This window comes from Methyloceanibacter superfactus (assembly GCF_001723305.1).
GTDB lineage: Bacteria > Pseudomonadota > Alphaproteobacteria > Rhizobiales > Methyloligellaceae > Methyloceanibacter > Methyloceanibacter superfactus.
The window spans coordinates 109076-128209 of sequence record NZ_LPWF01000025.1 but is presented as its reverse complement, the minus strand read 5'-3'; the positions used below and the strand labels follow the sequence as shown (position 1 = coordinate 128209).

Annotated in this window: 18 protein-coding genes, 1 tRNA gene and 1 pseudogene; 8 read left to right on the top strand and 12 right to left on the bottom strand. The window is 64.0% G+C overall.

The window, feature by feature from the left end; translation table 11 throughout:
* Positions 1-4 precede the first annotated feature (4 nt).
* Both AUC69_RS08525 and AUC69_RS08520 read left to right on the top strand, forming a co-directional pair.
* Positions 5-697 (top strand): sulfotransferase family 2 domain-containing protein, encoded by a 693-nt coding sequence (locus tag AUC69_RS08525; protein ID WP_069441778.1) that lies wholly within the window; start codon positions 5-7, stop codon positions 695-697.
* 8 nt (positions 698-705) lie between these two features.
* On the top strand, positions 706-1404 hold the full coding sequence (locus tag AUC69_RS08520) for a sulfotransferase family 2 domain-containing protein (protein WP_069441777.1): 699 nt from the start codon (positions 706-708) through the stop codon (positions 1402-1404).
* 373 nt (positions 1405-1777) lie between these two features.
* Here the strand turns inward: AUC69_RS08520 and AUC69_RS08515 are convergent.
* Positions 1778-1854: transfer RNA gene (locus AUC69_RS08515), tRNA-Ile, on the bottom strand.
* A gap of 126 nt (positions 1855-1980) precedes the next feature.
* Here AUC69_RS08515 and AUC69_RS08510 point away from each other — a divergent pair.
* The gene (locus AUC69_RS08510) at positions 1981-2715 is read left to right on the top strand and encodes an SIMPL domain-containing protein (protein ID WP_069441776.1); all 735 of its coding nucleotides are present in this window, start codon (positions 1981-1983) and stop codon (positions 2713-2715) included.
* A 117-nt stretch (positions 2716-2832) separates the two neighbouring features.
* Positions 2833-4902 carry a protein-L-isoaspartate(D-aspartate) O-methyltransferase gene (locus tag AUC69_RS08505; protein ID WP_069441775.1) on the top strand — a complete coding sequence of 690 codons (2070 nt, stop codon included), beginning with the start codon at positions 2833-2835 and terminating at the stop codon, positions 4900-4902.
* 19 nt (positions 4903-4921) lie between these two features.
* Here the strand turns inward: AUC69_RS08505 and panD are convergent, their stop codons facing one another.
* Together panD and AUC69_RS17425 are read right to left on the bottom strand one after the other, a co-directional pair.
* Positions 4922-5278: an aspartate 1-decarboxylase gene (panD, locus tag AUC69_RS08500; protein WP_069441842.1), complete on the bottom strand. Its 357-nt coding sequence runs from the start codon at positions 5276-5278 to the stop codon at positions 4922-4924.
* 90 nt (positions 5279-5368) lie between these two features.
* The gene (locus AUC69_RS17425) at positions 5369-5545 is read right to left on the bottom strand and encodes a hypothetical protein (protein ID WP_158008054.1); all 177 of its coding nucleotides are present in this window, start codon (positions 5543-5545) and stop codon (positions 5369-5371) included.
* Between the two features lie 214 nt (positions 5546-5759).
* Between AUC69_RS17425 and AUC69_RS08495 the strand changes: the two genes are divergently transcribed.
* The 3 genes from AUC69_RS08495 (at position 5760) to AUC69_RS08485 (ending at position 7782) form a co-directional block, all read left to right on the top strand.
* Positions 5760-6011 carry a hypothetical protein gene (locus AUC69_RS08495; RefSeq protein ID WP_141700684.1) on the top strand — a complete coding sequence of 84 codons (252 nt, stop codon included), beginning with the start codon at positions 5760-5762 and terminating at the stop codon, positions 6009-6011.
* A gap of 169 nt (positions 6012-6180) precedes the next feature.
* Positions 6181-7323 (top strand): MBL fold metallo-hydrolase, encoded by a 1143-nt coding sequence (locus AUC69_RS08490; RefSeq protein WP_069441773.1) that lies wholly within the window; start codon positions 6181-6183, stop codon positions 7321-7323.
* Positions 7324-7518: 195 nt separating this feature from the next.
* Positions 7519-7782 (top strand): hypothetical protein, encoded by a 264-nt coding sequence (locus AUC69_RS08485; RefSeq protein ID WP_141700683.1) that lies wholly within the window; start codon positions 7519-7521, stop codon positions 7780-7782.
* A 127-nt stretch (positions 7783-7909) separates the two neighbouring features.
* On the opposite strand, the gene AUC69_RS08480 is transcribed toward AUC69_RS08485, so the two are convergent.
* The gene (locus AUC69_RS08480; protein ID WP_069441771.1) at positions 7910-9148 is read right to left on the bottom strand and encodes an adenylate/guanylate cyclase domain-containing protein; all 1239 of its coding nucleotides are present in this window, start codon (positions 9146-9148) and stop codon (positions 7910-7912) included.
* Positions 9149-9347: 199 nt separating this feature from the next.
* Here AUC69_RS08480 and AUC69_RS08475 point away from each other — a divergent pair, with 199 nt between their 5' ends.
* Entirely contained in the window at positions 9348-10838 is a 1491-nt protein-coding gene (locus AUC69_RS08475) for a carboxypeptidase M32 (protein ID WP_069441770.1), read from the top strand.
* Between the two features lie 11 nt (positions 10839-10849).
* Here AUC69_RS08475 and AUC69_RS08470 read toward each other — a convergent pair whose 3' ends face one another.
* The 8 genes and pseudogenes from AUC69_RS08470 to AUC69_RS17015 form a co-directional block, all read right to left on the bottom strand.
* Complete coding sequence (locus AUC69_RS08470) at positions 10850-11059, bottom strand: hypothetical protein (protein ID WP_141700682.1); 210 nt, start codon at positions 11057-11059, stop codon at positions 10850-10852.
* Between the two features lie 17 nt (positions 11060-11076).
* Entirely contained in the window at positions 11077-11538 is a 462-nt protein-coding gene (locus tag AUC69_RS08465) for a GNAT family protein (protein ID WP_069441768.1), read from the bottom strand.
* Positions 11539-11596: 58 nt separating this feature from the next.
* Positions 11597-13234, bottom strand: coding sequence for a patatin-like phospholipase family protein (locus AUC69_RS08460; protein WP_069441767.1), 1638 nt, complete (start codon positions 13232-13234; stop codon positions 11597-11599).
* Positions 13235-13319: 85 nt separating this feature from the next.
* Positions 13320-13529 carry a hypothetical protein gene (locus AUC69_RS08455; RefSeq protein ID WP_141700681.1) on the bottom strand — a complete coding sequence of 70 codons (210 nt, stop codon included), beginning with the start codon at positions 13527-13529 and terminating at the stop codon, positions 13320-13322.
* 858 nt (positions 13530-14387) lie between these two features.
* Positions 14388-16580 (bottom strand): S8 family peptidase, encoded by a 2193-nt coding sequence (locus AUC69_RS08450; RefSeq protein WP_244500172.1) that lies wholly within the window; start codon positions 16578-16580, stop codon positions 14388-14390.
* Positions 16581-16733: 153 nt separating this feature from the next.
* Positions 16734-17603: an AAA family ATPase gene (locus tag AUC69_RS16240; protein WP_244500171.1), complete on the bottom strand. Its 870-nt coding sequence runs from the start codon at positions 17601-17603 to the stop codon at positions 16734-16736.
* Between the two features lie 184 nt (positions 17604-17787).
* Positions 17788-18488, bottom strand: a pseudogene (locus tag AUC69_RS18475) (zinc metallopeptidase).
* A gap of 13 nt (positions 18489-18501) precedes the next feature.
* On the bottom strand, positions 18502-19095 hold the full coding sequence (locus AUC69_RS17015; RefSeq protein WP_141700680.1) for a class I SAM-dependent methyltransferase: 594 nt from the start codon (positions 19093-19095) through the stop codon (positions 18502-18504).
* Positions 19096-19134: the final 39 nt, after the last annotated feature.

Sequence of the window (19134 nt, the reverse complement as noted above, 5' to 3'; positions counted from 1 at the left end):
CCGCATGATCGTCAGTCACGCGCACAAATTCATCTTCCTCAAGACGAAGAAGACGGCCGGCACCAGCATCGAGCTGGCGCTGACCAAGCTGTGCGGCGACGACGACATCATCACCCCGCTCACCGCGATCGACGAGGCGCGGCGCGTGGAAGGGCGCGGGGCGCAGAACTGGAAGCTGCATGGCTGGTGGAACAGCCCGCGGCCGTTCTGGAAGCGGCGCCTGCTGAAATTCACCGCGGCGGATTACGGCTTCTACAATCACATGACGGCGGAAGCGGCCAAGACCCTGCTCAACGACGACGCCGTGTGGCGCAGCTATTTCAAATTCGCCTTCGACCGCAATCCATGGGACCGGCAGGTGTCGTTCTATCAGCACCGCTATCGCAAAGAGCCGGCGCCGCCCCCCTTCCCCGACTTCATCCATGGCGACAAGCGGGCGCGGATCAACAATTACGAGATCTATTCGTTGGGCGGCGACGTGGCGGTGGATTTCGTCGGCCGCTATGAGAGCCTCGAGGCAGACCTGAAGCAGGCGCTATCGCAAGTCGGCCTCACGCTCGACGAGCCGCTGCCGCGCGCCAAGGGCACCTTCCGCAAGGACAAGCGGCCCTATCGCGAGTTCTATGACGACGACACGCGCGACATCGTGGGCGATTGGTATGCGCGCGAGATCAAGCTCCTCGACTACGCGTTCTAGGGCCACCGATGATCGTCAGCCACAAGCACAAATTCATCTTCCTCAAGACGAAGAAGACGGCGGGCACGGCCATCGAGGCGGCGCTGTCCGAATTATGCGGGCCGGAGGACGTCATCACGCCTTACCGCGAGGAGAGCGAGAGCGACCGCAAAGGCTTGCCGCCGCAGAACTACCGCATCGAGCACCCGCTAAAGCCGAAGCGCTCGCTCTGGCGCCGGCTGATGCGGCGACCCGAGCGCTATTACCATCAGACGGTCGGCTTCTACGAGCATATGCCGGCGGAACGGGTGCGCGCTTACGTCGGCGAGGATGTGTGGCGCGACTATTACAAATTCGCCTTCGACCGCAATCCGTGGGACCGGCAGGTGTCCTGGTATCTCTACAAGACCAAGTCGAAGCGCACGCGGCCGAGCTTCGAGCAATTCATGAGCAGCCGCCGCCGCGCTTACGTCGACAATCACGAGATCTACATGCCGGGCGGGGAGCTTTCGGTCGATTTCCTCGGCCGCTATGAGCATTTGGAAGAGGATCTGAACAAGGCGCTGGAAGCCGCCGGGGTGAAGGAGCGCATCTCCGTGCCGAAGGTCAACGTCACGCCCAACAAGGACGGCGCCCGCGACTATCGCAGCTATTTCTCGCCGGAGCTGCGCGCGCTGGTCGCGGACTGGTACGCGCCGGAGATCAAGCTGCTGGGCTACGACTTCTGAGCAGCACACCGCCGATCAAGCGGCGCGCCGATCAGAAGACGGCGGGCCTCAATGGCCCGCCGCCGAAACCGTCTGAAAATCGGGTCACCGGGACAGTGCTACTCGCACTTGCTGGTGTCGGCGTTCCACGAACCGCCGGAGGCTCGCAGTCGGCCTGGGTCATCTCACCGGCGAAAGCAGGAGCCGTGACGGCAAGCGCCGAAGCAATGGCGAGCATGGAAACGAAATACTTCATGGTTGTACCCTCCGTTTGACGTCTGCGGGGTGCAGACGCGGCGGAGAACGTCGGCTCGGGAGGTTGGTTCCGCGGGGTGGTCAACTAAGGCAGCCTGCCCCCGAATGACCCAAAGTTGGGCGGGGTGCGAGGGAAGGATGGTGGGCCCGGGAGGGCTCGAACCTCCAACCAGACGGTTATGAGCCGCCGGCTCTAACCAATTGAGCTACGGGCCCCACTCGTGAGTGGGAGACAAAATCCCTTGTCTTTCGGGACGATACTCTTGCCTCACAATTCCGCCTCATAGCAGATTCCTCATGCGGCCAACACCGAAGCAGCTCCTATAACGGCGGAAACCCCTCATGCCCCTCACGTCCTCCCTCGCCTCCTCCTTGAAATTCGCCGCGCCCATGCTGGCGCTGCTGGCCGCCACCCTGCCCTTCGCGGCGGCGGATGCGCGCGCCGACGAGCCGGACAAGCGGACCATCTCGCTTTCCGCCACCGGCGCGGTCAAGACCACGCCAGACAAGGTGGACATCACCACCGGAGTCACATCCGAGGGCCAGACGGCGCGGGCGGCGCTCGACAAGAACACCGAAGCCATGAGCAAGGTGGTGGACGGGCTGAAAGCCGCCGGCATCGACCCCAAGGACATCCAGACGACGAACTTCTCCGTGTCGCCGATCTACGAGCAGCGGAAGCAAGGCGAGCCCGCCTTCATCACCGGCTACCGGGTGACCAACTCGGTGCATATCACCGTGCGCGACACCGCCAAGCTCGGCGATATCCTCGACAAGGTGGTGACGCTCGGCGCCAACCAGATCGGCTCCATCTCGTTTGGCGTGAGCGAGCCGGAAGCGCTGAAGGACGAGGCGCGCAAGCAGGCCATGCGCGAGGCCATCGCCAACGCCAAGCTCTATGCGGAAGCGGCGGGCGTCGAGCTCGGGCCGTGCTCGACCATCGCCGAGGAGGACGACGGCTATACGCCCCGCTACGCCGCCGGAGGCGGCCCCCATGGCCATGGGCAAGGCCGCGCCCATCGAGGCCGCACGGCCACGGTGCAGACCCGGATCAGGGTCACTTGGGAATTGAGGTAGTCCGGGCAGTGCGGTCGCCGCGCCAAGGCAACCCCAGGGAAAGCCCCTGTTTTTTCGCCGACCGCCGCCTGATTCAAATCAAGGCGAGGAGCGCCTTCACGGAATAGCTTGGGGGCCATGACAGCCTTCAATGGGACGCAGACCGGCGGGCGCGACGCCCTCGCCCGCGACCGCGCTTTCATGGTGGCGCGGCATCTCGAAGCCCGCGGCATCGCCGATCCGCGCGTGCTCACTGCCATGGGCCAGGTGCCGCGCGAGATGTTCGTGTCGGGCCCGCTGACCGAGTTCGCCTACGAGGACTCCGCGCTGCCCATCGAAGCGGGCCAGACGATCTCGCAGCCCTATATCGTCGCCCGCATGGTCGAGCTGGCCGAGCTCAAGCCCGGCGACACGGTGCTCGAGGTGGGCGCCGGCTCGGGCTATGCCGCCGCCGTGATGGGGCGCATCGCCTCCCGCGTCTACGCCATCGAGCGCCACAAGGAGCTGGCGGATCAGGCCCGCGGCCGCGAGCGCACCCTCGGCTACGACAATGTCGAGATCATCTGCGCCGACGGCACCAAGGGGCTACCCGAGCATGCGCCGTTCGACGCCATCATCGTCTCCGCCGGCGGCCCGAAAGTGCCGGAAGCGCTGAAGCGCCAATTGGCGATCGGCGGGCGGCTCGTCATCCCGGTCGGCCGCGACGTGCATCAGACCTTGCTGCTCGTGCGGCGCATCGGCGAGGACAGCTTCGAGCAGGAGGATCACGGCGGGGTCACCTTCGTGCCGCTGATCGGCGAGGAAGGCTGGGAGGCGCCGGAGACGGCCAAGGCGGAGACCAGCATCGACGCGGAGACGTCCGGCTTCGCCAACGGCCTGCTGATCCCCTCGCAGCGCGCCAAGACGACGCGCACGACACTGAGCCATGTGATCGCCGACGCGGCCGAGCCCTTCGGCGATCTCGACGAGCTCGCCGCCATGGCCGAGCGCTTCGCGGACCGGCGCGTGGTGCTGCTCGGCGAGGCGACCCATGGCACGGCGGAATTCTACGACGCCCGCGCCCGCATCACCGAGTTGCTGGTCAAAAAGCATGGCTTCAATATCGTGGCGGTGGAGGCCGATTGGCCCGACGCCGCCACCTATGACGCCCTCGTCCGCGGCCTGCCGCGTCCCGGCGTGCCGAAGGCGCCCTTCTCGCGCTTTCCCACCTGGATGTGGCGCAACGGCCAAGTGGCCGCGTTGCTTCAGAGGCTGAAGGCGGTCAACGAGACCATCGCCGATCCCGACAAACGCGCCGGCTTCTACGGCCTCGACGTCTACAGTCTCGGCGCCTCCATCGAGGCGGTGCTCACCTACCTCGACCGGGTCGATCCGGAAGCGGCCCGCATCGCGCGGCAACGCTATGGGTGTCTCGCGCCGTGGCGGGCCGAGCCCGCGCGCTACGGTCATATGGCGCTGTCGAGCGGCTACGCACTGTGCGAGAAGCCGGTCACCGACGCGCTGCTCGATCTCCTGCACAACCGGCTCGGCTATCTCGCCAAGGACGGCGACGCCTTCTTCGATGCTGAACAGAACGCGCGCATCGTGGCGGCGGCCGAGCAATATTACCGCGTCATGTATTACGGCAGCGCGCAGTCGTGGAATTTGCGCGACCAGCACATGTTCGACACGCTGGAGCGTGTGCTCGAGCATCGCGGCCCGGACTCAAAAGCGGTGGTCTGGGCACACAACTCCCATATCGGCGATGCGGCGTTCACCGAGATGGGCCAGGTGCGCGGTGAGTTCAATATCGGCCAGCTGGCGCGCGCCCGCTTCGGCGACGATACCGCCTTGATCGGCTTCGGCACCGACCGGGGTACGGTCGCGGCCGCCTCCAACTGGGACGAGCCCATGGAGATCAAACGCGTGCGCACCGCCCGCGACGATTCCTACGAAGGACGCTCGCGGGACGCCGGCATCGACGCCTTCTTCCTCGAGACAGGCGCCGGGCAAAAGGACAGCGTGCGCGCCGCGCTGGCCGAGCCGCTATTGGAGCGGGCCATCGGCGTCATCTACCGCCCGGAGACGGAGCTCTTGTCGCACTACTTCCAGGCGGAGCTGTCGCGGCAGTTCGATGCGTGGATCTGGTTCACGGAGACGCAAGCCGTGGCGGCGCGCCCACAAGCCCATCCCCATGGGCCCGACGAGACCTATCCATTCGGATTGTAACGGATTGCCGGTCTGCTGCTTACGGCAGCGCCACGACCTCGTTGCCTTCGCCCAGCACCACCACGGTCGGCCGGTAGTTGCGCGCCTCCTCGGCGGGGATCTGGCAATAGGCGACGATGATGACCTTATCGCCCGGCTGAACGAGCCGGGCCGCGGCACCGTTGACGGCAATATCGGCCGAGCCGCGCTTGGCCTCGATGGCGTAAGTGGTGAACCGCGCGCCGGTGTTGATGTTCAGCACGTCCACCTGCTCGTGGGGCAGGATGCCGGAGGCGTCGAGAAGATCGCGGTCGATGCCGATCGATCCCTCGTAATGCATATCGGCGCCGGTCACCGTGGCCCGGTGCAATTTGGCCTTCAACATGGTTAGGAACACTTGATTGCCCTTAAGGTCCCAGGGTCCCGCGCGGGACGCGTTGTTGTCTTCCGGGATATAAGGCAAGCAACGCTTTGTTGCAATGCAACATTAGGTCTTCTTGCGCTTGCGGGTCGCGGATTCGACCTCCTCGCGGTCGCGCTTGTCGCTGCCGGGCACGTGGTAATAATCCTGGTCCTCGCGGTCCCCATCCTTCTGCCATTCGCGCACGGCACCCGCGGCACCCTTGGCGGGGCCGGACTTCTTTCTGTCTGACGTCGACGACATCTCGCGTTCTCCTTGGGTTCGATCGACAACCCGCGACGACGGGGTTTGGTTCACGCCTTGCCCTGTCCTCTTGCCGGTCTTGAATCCGGTATCTCGATTTGTCGGAAAATTGGCGCCCGGCCGCTGACCATTTCTTTCAGCCGCCCATGGCATGTCTCGGGGCAAGCATCCGGGGCATGTGGGCCACCGGATGGCACCAAACAGGAGGCCGACAATGTCCCACCGGGCACGCACCATGCCTGCGTATTTCGCCTTTCCGCTCACCGCGGCATTGCTCACCGGCGCGCTGCTCGCCACGTTCGGTCACGCCCTGGCGGGCGACCGCGACCGCGGCGAAGGCGAAGGCGGCTATTATTACGACCGCTACGCCTTGCCCTATGTGAAGCGCTACGCGCCGCCGGATACCGCGCCCGGCACCTTCGACGAGCACCCTTCTGGCTCCAACGGGTCCGGCAATCAGGACTAGCGATTGGCGCCTACCGGCCTCTGGCGCTTGAGCGCGGATCTCACAATCGGCTTTGCGACAAGCCCTCCCCGTAACGGGAGGGCTTTTTTTGTCCGCCGCAGGACTGTGATGTTCGGCGCATCGGAATGTGGCAGGGTGCGCACCGATATCGAAAGCCTCGAGGCGCGTCATGCGGCTGGTCGTCAAAATCCTGGGAGTGCTGATCGCGCTGGGCGCGATGGCCTTCGCCGTCGTGTGGTTCGTGCCTTCGGTGCAGGACTGGCTGATCAAAACCGCCACGACGCGCGGGATCGCCAAGGCGAACCACCTCCCCTTCATGGAGGACGACGCTCTTCATATTCTCCTCTGCGGCACCGGTTCGCCCATGCCGGATCTCACGCGGGCGAGCGCCTGCGTCGCGGTGATCGCCGGCGGTCAGGTGGTGGTGATCGATAGCGGGCCCGGCTCCTGGGAGAAGATCGCCGCCACGGGCGTACCGCCTGCCAAGATCGACACCGTGCTTCTCACCCATCTTCATTCCGACCATATCGGCGATCTCGGCGAGCTTGCGAACCAGACCTGGATGGGCGGCCGGAAAGTTCCGCTCGAGGTCTACGGCCCGCCCAAGCCGGACGCAGCGGCCTGGCGGACGACGGGCACGGGCCAGCCCTTCGGCGCTTTCGGCACCGAGGACGTGACGGCCGGCTTCGCCGCCGCCTACAACGCCGACGCCGCATTCCGCATCCTCCACCAAGGCCCGGACATCGTTTCGCCCGAGGGCGGCCGGCTGATCGGCCACGACATCGCGAAGCCAGGGCCGGACGAGGCGGTCACCGTCTACGACCGCGGCGGGCTCACCATCGAGGCGTTCCTCGTTAATCACGATCCGGTCGAGCCGGCCTACGGCTACCGCGTCTCCTATGGCGGCCGGGTCGCCGTAATCAGCGGCGATACGGTGAAGGTGCCGAATATGGTGCGCTTTTCGAAGGGCGCCGACGTGCTGATCCACGAAGGACTCAACCACAATCTCGACGAGATTCTGGCCACGGCGCTCGAACAGAACGGCCGGGCGGACCAGGCGAAGATCGCGCGGAAGATCATGGACTACCACACCGCCCCCACCGACGCGGCGGCCATCGCCGGCGAGGCGGGCGTGAAGCTGCTTGTGTTCACCCATATGGTGCCGCCGCTTAGGAACGCGCTGATGCGGCGCATGTTCTTACGCGGGGTGAAGGCGCAGCGCGGGAAAGGCGACACCATCCTCGGCCGCGACGGGCTGCTCATCACGCTGCCCAAAGGCTCGGACGCGATCAAGACCCAGCCTCTCCTCTGACAGCGAGGCATGAACGCGCGTTAACCCGGTTTACCGCTTCGCTACTTCCGTGCCCGCAAACCCCGGAAAATTCGCGGCAAGTTGCGCGGCCTCTCCTAAGCCAACTTTGAGATGCGGCGTGCCATGAACGCGCTTCACCGTCCCGCGACGATCCGTAGCCATCGTGGCCGGAAGCGGGCGGCAAAGGAGAGCAACATGCTTCGCACGACCACTGCTGCTATCGCCATCGTCCTTCTCGCCGGCGCCGCCCAGGCCGCGCCGGTGATGACGCCTGCCCACGACACGAGCGTCGTGATCAAGATCGTCGATGACGCCACCAGCGAGAACGACGCCATCGAGCTCGAAGAGAACACCCTGCCGGGTGGCAACGAGCCGTCCGCCGCCATGGGCGCCGAGCCGAACTCCGGTGGCAGCAACAACTTCGAGGCCAACCAGCTCGAAGAAGAGAAGAACGACTAGTCCTTCTCGATGAATTGCCGGCTGCGCAGCACGCGCGGCCGATCTGAAGATCGCCCCCGGGGTGTCCCCCCTCCTGGGGGCGATTTTTTTGGTGCTCGCTGCCTGGGTTATTCAAGCGCGGGTTGCGCTACCCCAGCGCCCAGAGGCGGCGCGCGGTGGGGATGCCGCGCAAATCGTGGGCGCCGAGATCATGCAGGCGCAAGCCCTGCCCCGGCTCGGCCCGCGACACCACCGCGTCGGACACCACGATCGGCTGCCCGAGCTGTTTCGACATGTCTTGCGTGCGCGCCACCTCGTTCACCGCGCGGCCGATGACCCCGAATTTCAGCCGCTCCGCCGTGCCGGCATTGCCGAACACCACGTCGCCGAAATGCACGCCGACCCCGAATTCGATTTCGAGCGCCCGCACGCAGCCTTTCGCCTTCATCGCGGCAAGCCGGGTCTGCGCGCCCTTGGCCGCGCGGAGCGCCGCGGCGCAGGCTTCCGCCTCGTTCTCCTCGGCAGGGAAGAACGCCAGGATGGCGTCGCCCACGATGTCCAGAACCTGCCCGCCCTCGGCGATCACCGCGCCGGCGGCGCAATCGAAATAGACATTGAGCAGGTCGAGGAAAGCTTCCACGGGAAGCGCATCGGCGAGGCCCGTGGAGTTGCGCAGATCGCTGTACCACAGGGCCGCGGCCAGCCGTTCGCCGTCGCCGCGCTTGATGGTGCCCGACAGGATGCGCCCGCCGACCAGCGGCCCGTGAAAGGTGTTGAGCGTATTCTTGGTGATCTGGTCCTTGATGACGACGCGCAGGGCGAGCGACAGCGGCGCCAAGACCTGACGCATGGCGGCGACATGTTCGGGCGTGAAGCCGTCCGGATCCTTGGTCGACCAGGAGGTGCCGAGACCGTCATGGGTCTCCGGGTGCAAGGCCGCGCCGCCGAAGGAGACGATCAGCGCCAGATAGTCGGTCATGCCCTTGTCGCGCAGCTCGACAAGCAGCGGGAAATTGTCGACGCAAGCATCGCGGTCGAGCCGCGCGCGGAACTCGGTGCGCCCGTTGGAAAGCATGAAATAGAATGGGCTCAGGCGGTAGATCGAGTTGTCCTCGTCGAGATGCTCGAAATATTTGACCCCGACGCCCTCTTCCTCCGTCCAGTTGATCGACATGCCGTCGAACAGCGGATGCAGGATGCGGAAGCCCACATGCATGCGATGGAGCGGCACGCCGGCCGCCACCAGCCGCTCCATGGCGATCTCCATCAGATTGGCCACGGGCGTATCGGCGATCCCCGAGGCGATGATCGCCGTGGTGAAATCGATGGCTGCGGCCGGAGCCTCCGGGGCCCGGTCTTGAACGGTGTCTGGCGCGTGCTGATCCATGGCCGCAGTATATAGCAGAGACTCGCGTGGCGAGACGACGGCAGGAATCAACAATGCGCGAGCGTTGTCATGCTTTGCGCGATCCGCCTCCATAATCGCCCGAGCGCGGCCTCGTTTGCCGCAGGCCCCTCCCCATTGCCCTGTGATACCGTCTGGACACTGACGCCACCCCTCCCATCGAAACGAAAAAGGGGACTTGATGACGCCTTACGCGCAATTGGAGGCCAGGTTCGCGGAGCTTCACCAGCTCGGGCATGCGCAAGCGATGCTCTACTGGGACGAGGCGGTGATGATGCCGCCCGGCGGCGGGCAAGCGCGCGGCGAGGCCTTGGCCGCTCTGGCCGCGCTCGCCCACCGGACGCTGACCGCGCCCGAGGCCGGCGCGCTGCTCGACGCGCGGAGAGCGACACCGAAACGTTTGAATGACTGGCAGCGAGCGAATTTGCGCGCCATGCGGCGCCTGCATATACGCGCGAGCGCCGTGCCCGAGGCCCTGGTGCACGCCATGCAGATCGCCACCACCGCTTGCCAGCAGACCTGGCGCGTGGCGCGCGCGGCCAATGACTGGGATGCGGTCGCAAAGCCGCTCGCCGAGGTGGTGGCGCTGGCGCGCGAGGAAGCCGCCGCCCTCGGCGATACGCTGAAGCTCGACCCTTACGATGCGCTGCTCGACGCCTATGAGGAAGGCACGCGCGCGGACGACGTGGCGCTTCTGTTCGAGGACTTGAAGGACTTTCTGCCGGACTTCACCGAGAAGGTTCTCCGCCGGCAGAGCGCGCCCTTGCCGCTCGAAGGCCCCTTCCCCCGCGAGAACCAACGCAAGCTCGGCGAGGAGATGATGCGCGCGCTCGGCTTCGACTTCACCCATGGGCGCCTCGACGTCAGCCATCATCCGTTCTGCGGCGGCGTGCCCGACGATACCCGCATCACCACCCGCTACAGCGAGGACGATTTCCTGGAATCGCTGATGGCGGTGCTGCACGAGACCGGGCACGCCCTCTATCAGCAAGGCCTGCCGGCGGACTGGCGGTGGCAGCCGGTCGGCGACTGCCTCGGCGCGGCGGTGCATGAGAGCCAGTCGCTGTTCATCGAGATGCAGGTCTCGCGCGGGCGCGCCTTCATGGACTTCGCCGCGCCGCATATCCGCCAGCATCTCGACGGCCGGCAAGGCGACGCGGCGTGGACGGCCGACAATCTCCATGCGCATTCGATCCAGGTGCGCCGCGGCTATATCCGCGTCGACGCCGACGAACTCACCTATCCGCTCCACGTCATCCTGCGCTTCGAGCTGGAGCGGGCGCTTATATCGGGCGAGCTCGCGTGGTGGACATCCCGCAAGCCTGGGACGAGCGCACGCGCTATCTCGGGCTTTCGACCGCCGGCAACTTCAAGGACGGGCTGTATGCAGGACGTCCACTGGTTCTCCGGGCTGTTCGGCTATTTCCCCACCTATACGCTCGGCGCGCTGATGGCGGCGCAATGGTACGCCGCGGCGGCGGCCGCCATGCCGGGGCTCGAGGCGCAGATCGCGGCGGGCGACTTCGCGCCGCTCGTGGGGTGGCTGCGGCGGGAGATCCACGGGCGCGGGCAGCTCAAGACCGCGCGGGCGCTTCTGACCGAGGTCACCGGCGCGCCGCTCGACCCGCGCTATTTCAAGGCGCATCTGGAGCGCCGTTACCTCGGCGGCTGACGCGCGGGCGCCTATTTGGCGGGAGCGCAAGCGCCGGCCGGCGAGGCCAGGCGGGCGAGCTCCGCGCGGCAGAACTCCTCCATGGACTTGCCTTGCAGAGCCTTCTCGCTGCACGCCCTGAAATAGGCGATGCAGCGGCGCTCGGCGTCCGAGGCGCCTTCCCCATCGTCGAGATGAGCGAGCGGGCTGCCGATCTCATGGAAGTGATCGGCATCGTGCACGCAGAGCCCCATGTTGATCAGGGTGCGGCCACCGCTCTCGAAGGGCGGCCCGATGAGGTAGTAGCGAGATGATCGAAGAACACCGCGGCGAGGCCCGGTGACGTGGTGAGCAGCACCACCTCCGCCTCGGCCTCGCGCAGACGCCTGGTCAGCTCGACCATCAGCGCCTTGGCCGCGGTCATGCTGTGGGGGCGGCCGTCAATCCGCACGGCGCGGCCCCGGAATTCCGGTAGTACGGCGACGGCGTTCACCGTGGCGATCGCCACCCGCACGGCCTGCAACTCGGGCCGCGCCATGAGGTCGGTGAAAAACTCCGCGTGCGGGAACGCGTCGCAGATCATCGTAGCCCGGGCGATGCCGATGGCCTTGCCGTCGGCGCGCGCGATGACGAACATGGAATGGGGATCGAACGGATCCGGGGCGACGCGCGCGGCGTCCGGCTCCAACGGCAACTGCCAGCCCTGCTCGAGCACGAACACGTCATGCTTGATTCGCGGTAGTCGCGAAAGTCCGGCACGCTGGTGTCGTCGAAAAAATTTACAGTGACAGCCATATTTTCAGAAGCCAGTTGATCGGAGACCAGCTTTTTTCCAGGGTCATCTCGCCGAGTTTGACGTTCTTGGATTGAGGGTGGAAGAAGTCGCCGGCGTAGCCATCCTCGGTCTGATGAAACTCGACCTCGAAGCGGGCGGTGGGATGCCGCCTGTGATTGCCGTTCTCCCCCCGATCGAATTGCTTGAAGGTGACGTCGAGCTTTTGCTCGTTGGCGACATACCTAGCCTCGCCGCTCAACAGGAAGACGACGCGCCGGAATTCGCCGGGGAAGCGGAAGAACGCGGTCCCATGCACGAAATCGTCGCGCACGCGCAAGGACGCCTTGCCCCTGCCGACACGGCCGACGACATTCTCCTGGCGCTTGAAATCCTGCACCGCCTTGAGGAGGCCGGCCTCGACCGGCATCTCGCCGGTCTGCCGAAAGCGGTCGATGGCCGCCCGCTGCTCGGGATCGAGCATGTTCTCTTCCCACTCGGGCAGATAGTCCTGATAGGTGACGCGCATCGAGTAGGAATCGGGCCAGGCGAGAAAATAGTCGAAGGTGTTCAAGAACAGGCTGCCGAGAAGATAGAGCGTGGCGAGCGCGAGGGTGAGATTGACCACGCCCCAGGGATCCCGCAGCGAGAAGAAGTGAAGGCGGACGCGCGCGGACCGCAGGAGCCGCCGCGCCGTGATCACGGCCTTGTGGTCGGCGCTCATCTTCCTATCGAGCGCCCTGGGACTCTCCGCGACGCATTTCGGAATCCATAACGGCTTGTCGAGCACCTCGGGCTTCTCCGCGCAGAGATCCTTCATCACATAGCGGCCGACGCAGTAGCCGTGCGCCACCAGGGTCCGCACCTCCACGTCGGAGAATTTGTCGAGATCGGTGCGGATGCTCTTGGCCGCCCGTTGCACGTTCAGATGCAGCGCATGGGGGTCCTCGTGCGGGTGGACCTCGGTGGCGAGCTGGGTGAAGCGGAAGCGGCTGAGCCGATGCTCGTCCTTGAGCAGGTCCTCGGAGAAGATGTTCTGCTCTTGCACGCGCTCATATTCCAGCTCGCCGACCCGCTTCATGAGGATGTCGGCGGAGCGGGAGGCGGCGTTCAGCAGCGAGCGGAACCGCTTGGTGTAATTCGGATCGAAGGTCGCGCCGGCGTCGCTGATGATGACGTGATCGAAGTCGATGTCGCGGTCGAGCAGCGCCAGCTTGCGCGCGCCGAGATTGTCGAAGATGCCGCCGTCGGTGACGTAGGAGAAGGGCGACTGAAACGCGGCCATGTCGACTTGCAGCCGCTCGGCGGTCAGCTCGATGGGCGGAAAGAACAGCGGGTAGGACGAGGACGCGGCCACGGCCAGCGCCGTGCTGATGGCGTAGGTCTCGTAAAGCTCGGTGCCCTGCGGCGAGTCGATGCAGAACCCGTCCGGGGTGAAGGAGCAGAGCTGCCCGCTCGACAGGTTGGTGGTCAGGATATGCAGCGCCGGCGCGCCCGGATTGCGCTCGCGCAGCTCGTGCAGGGTCGTGTAGCCGTAGAACTTGTCGTAAAACTGCTCCAGCAGATCCGTGCGGCCGAGCTTGACCTTGGGGATCAGGCCGGCGAGCACCAGCAGGGGCAGCCGCCGCACGATCTTGCCGCGCACGTCCTGCTGGGTGAAGGCGATGAGCTCGGCGGCCGCCTTCTCGAGGCCGCGTCGTCGCTCGAGATATATTCGCTCCAGCGGTAGATCAGATGGGCGGCCATGACGCTGCGCCGGACACGCTCGCCAGCTGGGTGATGCGGCCGAGCAGGCCGGCGTCGCGCAGGAAGCCGATCAGGCCGAGATGAAACAGCGTTGCGCGGAACCCGCCCCCCGACAGCGCGAGACCGATCTTCATCGCCGTTTGCTGCTTCGCCGCCGGCTTGCTCTCCGCCATGCGATCATCGGCCTCTAACACGCGCGCCCTCCATAGATTGGCACAGGCCAATGGGCCGGCTTGGCATAGTTTACTGATCTATATCAGGGGTGTCAGGGCCCGCTCTGATGGAGATCAAATCCGGGCCGGGGCCCGAAACGCACCCCACAAGCCGCGCGCATGGCGCTCAGGTCGCGGAGCGATAGCGCGTTTTGAGCGAAGACGCGCGACCCCCGCCCCGTCAAGGGGCGGGACACATGCGCGCTCAAATAGGCCGAAGGCCGGTATCGCACAAATGCGCGCTCAAGGTGGCCGAAGGCCGGTAGCGCACAAATGCGCGCTCAAGTAGGCCAAAGGCCGGTAGCGCACAAATGCGCCGGCGCGCGGGCAGGCCGAGGCGTCTCGCTGCCCAGCGGGCACGAAGGCATGAGGGGCTAAGCCCCGAGGGACTAGTCCCCGAGGGATCGGCGCGGGGCAACGAGGTCCGCGTCGCTTTGCGCAACAAGAGGGGGCGGCCCAAGCACGCCCCGCGCCGCGGCGATGTTTTAGAGCCTCATACCGCCGCTTATCGCCAGTGGCACAGGCGTGCGCATGGAGATCGCATGCCTCACCCGAAGGCCCACGCGTTACAGCGCAGGCGGGCGGAGTAGAGACCCCCGAGGCCGGTCCGTTACACAGGACGCGGGGTCAGGACCTATCGGGAATTCCGCATCCGAGATCGGCCCATCCGTACCGCGCCACCTCGGGCGCCGCGCCCAGCCCCACGATGTCAGGACGGTCCTAGGCACCGCATCCCTCGGGAGCAGGGATGGACGCATTTTACGGGCGGATTTTGGGGCGGGGATAAGTTTTTTGGGGGGGTGCTTCGGGGGAGTGGGTGAGACGGAAGCCAGAGGCTGACTAGGCTCGGATCCGCAGTCGCATCCGCTCATATAGCGGAACTTCAGCCTGGTGGCTTACCTCTACGGCTAGAGCAAATCGCTGACCTTCGGGAAGATTGCCAGCCCAGCCACCTTCACAGCGCACCGCCAAGAAATACCTATTTCCGTACGCCGCGAGCGTTCGTTGAGCCGTGAAGATGCCACATTGAAGCGTGCCACCCTCACGTCGTTGGGGGCCCGGACTTAGTGTGCAGTTAAACTTGTCGAGAAGCTTGGCCGCAGGACCTTCCCTTTTCTCCCATTTCCGAAACGCGTGAAACACCTCGTCTTCAGAGGCTCCCCTGATCAAGCGGAAACTCATCGATGCACCAGCGTAGTGCAGACGTGTGTGCCGTACAGGTGGATCGAAAGCCAGCGCAACTTTGATCTGACGCCGCCCCTTCGTAACCTGAAATAACTCTGGGATGGGGACCTCGTAGACGGCGAATCTATCGAGTGGAAGCGAATCCTCTGCAGTCAGGATTACCCTGTTGTCGTCGGAGGCCAGCGCCATCTCAACATTCGGGACGCCGTACCCGAGAAGGTTCCTTACCTCCTCATCTGTAAACTCAGCTAAGCATTCCAGCGCCCCATCGGGTATTTCGGCACTAATCGCGAGCAAAGCCCTGACGAGATTGGCGGTGGCGCCGGAAAAAGCATCACGAAGCAACGCCGCCTTGTACGCAACGCGCGGACTCGCGAATGACGTGCCCGATCTGGTCGTGAGCAGCCTCTCAAGATAAGCATTGTTGAGCGTAAGGACCCCCGCAGACGGTCGTTGGCTACCGTCGACGACCGTTTGAGTGAGCCCAACAAAAACAGCAGTCCCTCCATAGTCGACCAAATCTGGTTTAATGCCTTGGCCTGTCCCAACACGCGTAAACGGCGACGGCTGCCCTGCATGAGCTATAGGTTGGACGTCGACCAATTCATGATCATCCTGATCTAGACCATTTCCTTCGGTAACCGATCCTACTGTCAGTGCGTTTATCGCGGTTGCTGGCTCCAGCAATCGGTTGGTTGGATCGAAAAGAAAGCGCGGGTACTCAGCCAACACTCTGTCGCCCAGGCTGTGAACGAGCGAATAATCGCTATTCCCAGCTGATACTACGACAACGAGATCAAGCTCCCGCGCGAGATCATCTAGGACAGCCGCCCAGGCAGTCCGCTTGGCACCCGCCATATGAGAACGATCAGCCAGAGAGACATTGATTACACGGCAGCCAAACTCGTCATGCAGCCGCCTTATTGCCTCCTCCATCTGCGCGGGTACCAATTTTACTTCGTCAAATTTACCCTCGTCGTTGACGACCTTTGCACTTGCAACCCAAAATCGTGCGTCAAGCTGCTGTTGGACTACTCGCTCTTTAAGGTCTCCATAAATGGCTATGCCTGAGACCGGGGTGCCGTGCCCTCTTTGATCATCATCACCCAATGAAGCCGGAACGCCGAACGCGCCAAGGAGCGCATTCTCCAGTAACGGATGTGACGCGATTACGCCGCTGTCTATAATGCCGATAGCAATTGCATCCTCAGTTGGCGCTCTAATGGTGCCTACATCCTCGATATTTATTTCGGTGAAGCGAAAAGGCGGCAGATCGGGCACCGGTGGCAAGTCGGCTAAGGCCACTTCAGGCAACTCAAGCAACTCGCGGACCATGGTGCCCGGCCCCTCGACTCTCATTAATAGGGCCGCATTGCCGCGATATTGACTTATCAATCGCCCGCCCAACTCATCGAGGCGCTGCGCAACCCGATGTGTGAACAATTCAGCCTGCTCTGCGGTCGGCTGCCACAGTTCCAAGTCCAACAAAACCGGCTCATCCGAGGTGAACTGGGCAACATCGTCCATCCCCGTCGCCGCGAGTGCAGGGCCCAGCTTATCGTTAGGCGTCAGTTCGCCAACCTCATCTATTGATCCGACGAAGCCAGCGAATTCGGGGCCCTTTTGGCCCTCAGGGGGGTCACGCTGATATGCGGCTACACGCCGTCTGAATTCTTGAAGCTCAACATCGTCGGCAAACAGAATGATGGACTTTTCGGGATCAGTGGCAAGAACCGTCAATCTAGCCCTTGCCCAATCTGCCTCATCGATCGGACCGGTTGTGCGAACCTTCAGAATTAGCGAGGGATCAATTTCAGCAATTCGAGGCTGAGACTTGTACGTCTCCAATACCGTCTCTATTTCGGATTGGATTTCCGCACCATGCGCCCTTGCATCACGCTCCGGCGGACGGCCCCCTGGGCGTTTCCGCGTGGCAATTCGCCTTCAAGCCGGCGTAGCGGTAGATGATCATGACGCGCCATTCAGAAGCTCGCAGCTAAGCTATCGCCCTCTCGGGTTACGCGGCTTCACTCGAACTCGGATGGCTTGCCTTCTGCGCTCTTCGCGCACTGCTGATTCAAACTCAGATTCCAGAATCGTTCGAGATCCTTCCAGAATCGAACGCTTTATCGAATTCATGCAGATGCGTTCGATATCCGCATAGGATAATCCGCGTAGCTGCATTGTTTTCTTCTCTATAGGGAAATCTGCCTTAAAGTTGCGTGTCTTTAGCACAAGCAACCTACGGATGTCCTTATCCTTTGGCAAATCGAAAAGCATCACCTCATCGAAACGACGCCATACAGCACTATCCAAGGTTTCCTCAAGGTTAGATGCAGCAATCAGGAACCCACGACCTCTGAAGTGGTCGATCATCATTAGCAAGCTATTGACGACCCGTCTAAGCTCATTGTGTTCAGAATTATCGCTTCTAGCCCGGGCCAACGCATCGAATTCATCTAGAAACAGTACGCAAGGGTGCGTATTTGCAATATCAAACGTTTTACGAAGATTACTTGCCGTCTCTCCCAAGAAAGACGATATTATACCGTCAAGCCGGGCGACGAACAACGGCAGTCCGAGATCCTTTGCCAGTATTTCGGCTGTTATCGTCTTTCCGCAACCGGGCGGCCCACAGAAGAGTAACTTTGATCGGGCAGTCAGCGCGTGACGTCGCAGGGTATCCGAATGTCTGAACTCGTGCAGAAGTCCGGCTAGTATTTCCTGATTTTGCTGACTGAGTACCAGATCTTCAAGCGTTCGGCGCGGCTCTATCACCTCGACAAAGTGTGACAGTCGCTCATCGACACCTAATGGAATTAGCTTGTTGAGGCGATGCTCTTTGGACTCCAAACGTCGATTTGCGGCCATTTAGGGCTCCGGTGAGCGGCTTACGAGCGACATTTCTACACTAGCGCGGAGCAAGCACCGAGTACCAATCCGCTTAAGCTTGGGTGATTCAGCCCAGCGAGCGCCGATCAAACCGTCGACTTCCACGCCGCCGCAATGACGCGCGCGAATCATTCAGGAGCTGCGCAATTCGTAGCGTGCCCCCTCACCCGCGCGCCGTTGCACCCCCGCGGCCGCGGCCAAGCAGCATGAAGATATAGAACAGCCAGACGCCGACGGCGGAGACGGCCGCCGCCACATAGGTCCAGGCGGCGGCGTCGAGCACCTTGTCGACGCCTTCGATCTGGTCGGGTGCGATGATGCCGTGGCTGACCAGGAGCTCTTTGGCGCGCGAGCTGGCGTTGAACTCCACCGGCAGCGTGAGCAGGGCGAAGAAGAAGGACGATCCGAACAGGATGACGCCGATCCAGGTCAGCGTGTCCCATTGCAGCATCAGCCCGCCGACGAAGGCCCAGGGCGCGATCTGCGAGGCGAGCTGCACGACCGGCACGATATAGGTGCGCGCCTCCATGGGGAAATAGTCTTCAGCGTCCTGGAGCGCGTGGCCCGTCTCGTGCGCGGCGATGCCGGCGGCGGCGACGCTCGGCGTGTAATAGACCTTCTGTGAGAGGCGCAGCACTTGGCGCGCGGGCGAATGATCCGACAACACGCCTCGGTGGATTCGATTTTCACGTCTTGCAGCCCTTGGGCGTCGAGCAGGCGGCGGGCGACTTCCGCGCCGGTGACGCCGCTTTGCGTCGGGACTTGCGCATATTTGGCGACATTCGCCTTGATGCGCGCCTGCGCGTAGAGGCCGAGCAGCAGGCCCGGACCGACGAACAGCCAAAACAGCGGATCTTCAAACATCGCTTGGCTCCGATCAGGGACCGATCATAGCACGGGCGGCGAACTCGTCCGCCGGGATCAGATGGAGCAGCGCCACGCGGTTCGCCTGGAAGAAGGTGAAAAGCTCGCCGCCGCTTCCCTGCTTCGCTTCGCGCCATTGGCGGCGGAGGCCCCGCGTGGGCAGCCGGCGCAGCATGGAGCGCGCCGTGCGTGCGCGCAGGCGAAGCGCGCTGACGGGCGGCTTCTTGCGGATGACGCCGCAGCCATAGTCGCAGTCGACCGTGTAGAAGGTGAGATCGTTGCGGCCATGCACGAAGTCGACATAGGCCTCGAAGGTCCGGCCGCACCATTCCCCCGGCCGGTAGTCGGGCCCGGCGATCTCGGCCCGGTCCGGGAGACAGTCGTGCACGACGAGCGTGCCGCCGGCGGGCAGCAGGCGGAAGGCCTCGTTGAGGTCGCGCCAGGAGGTGCCGTATTCGTGCCAGGGATCGACCAGGGCAATGTCGAAGGCGAAGCGTCTTGCACCATCCGTGCGAGGCAGGCGCCGATCTCCCGGTCGGCACTGCTGTAGTCGATGCCGAGGCCGTCGCGGTGCTCTTCGGTGGTGAGATAAGAGAGCCTGCGGCACGTCAGACGCGCGCGGTCGATCTCGCCGTAGCGGTGGCCG

Bases quoted from the DNA above. Each gene is read 5' to 3' on its own strand.
- AUC69_RS08490 (WP_069441773.1), top strand. From the start codon at position 6,181: ATGCGGCTGGTCGTCAAAATCCTGGGAGTGCTGATCGCGCTGGGCGCG.
- AUC69_RS08475 (WP_069441770.1), top strand. From the start codon at position 9,348: ATGACGCCTTACGCGCAATTGGAGGCCAGGTTCGCGGAGCTTCACCAG.
- AUC69_RS08495 (WP_141700684.1), top strand. From the start codon at position 5,760: ATGTCCCACCGGGCACGCACCATGCCTGCGTATTTCGCCTTTCCGCTC.
- AUC69_RS08505 (WP_069441775.1), top strand. From the start codon at position 2,833: ATGACAGCCTTCAATGGGACGCAGACCGGCGGGCGCGACGCCCTCGCC.
- AUC69_RS08485 (WP_141700683.1), top strand. From the start codon at position 7,519: ATGCTTCGCACGACCACTGCTGCTATCGCCATCGTCCTTCTCGCCGGC.
- AUC69_RS08480 (WP_069441771.1), bottom strand. From the start codon at position 9,148: ATGGATCAGCACGCGCCAGACACCGTTCAAGACCGGGCCCCGGAGGCT.
- AUC69_RS08520 (WP_069441777.1), top strand. From the start codon at position 706: ATGATCGTCAGCCACAAGCACAAATTCATCTTCCTCAAGACGAAGAAG.
- AUC69_RS17425 (WP_158008054.1), bottom strand. From the start codon at position 5,545: ATGTCGTCGACGTCAGACAGAAAGAAGTCCGGCCCCGCCAAGGGTGCC.
- AUC69_RS16240 (WP_244500171.1), bottom strand. From the start codon at position 17,603: ATGGCCGCAAATCGACGTTTGGAGTCCAAAGAGCATCGCCTCAACAAG.
- AUC69_RS08525 (WP_069441778.1), top strand. From the start codon at position 5: ATGATCGTCAGTCACGCGCACAAATTCATCTTCCTCAAGACGAAGAAG.
- AUC69_RS08510 (WP_069441776.1), top strand. From the start codon at position 1,981: ATGCCCCTCACGTCCTCCCTCGCCTCCTCCTTGAAATTCGCCGCGCCC.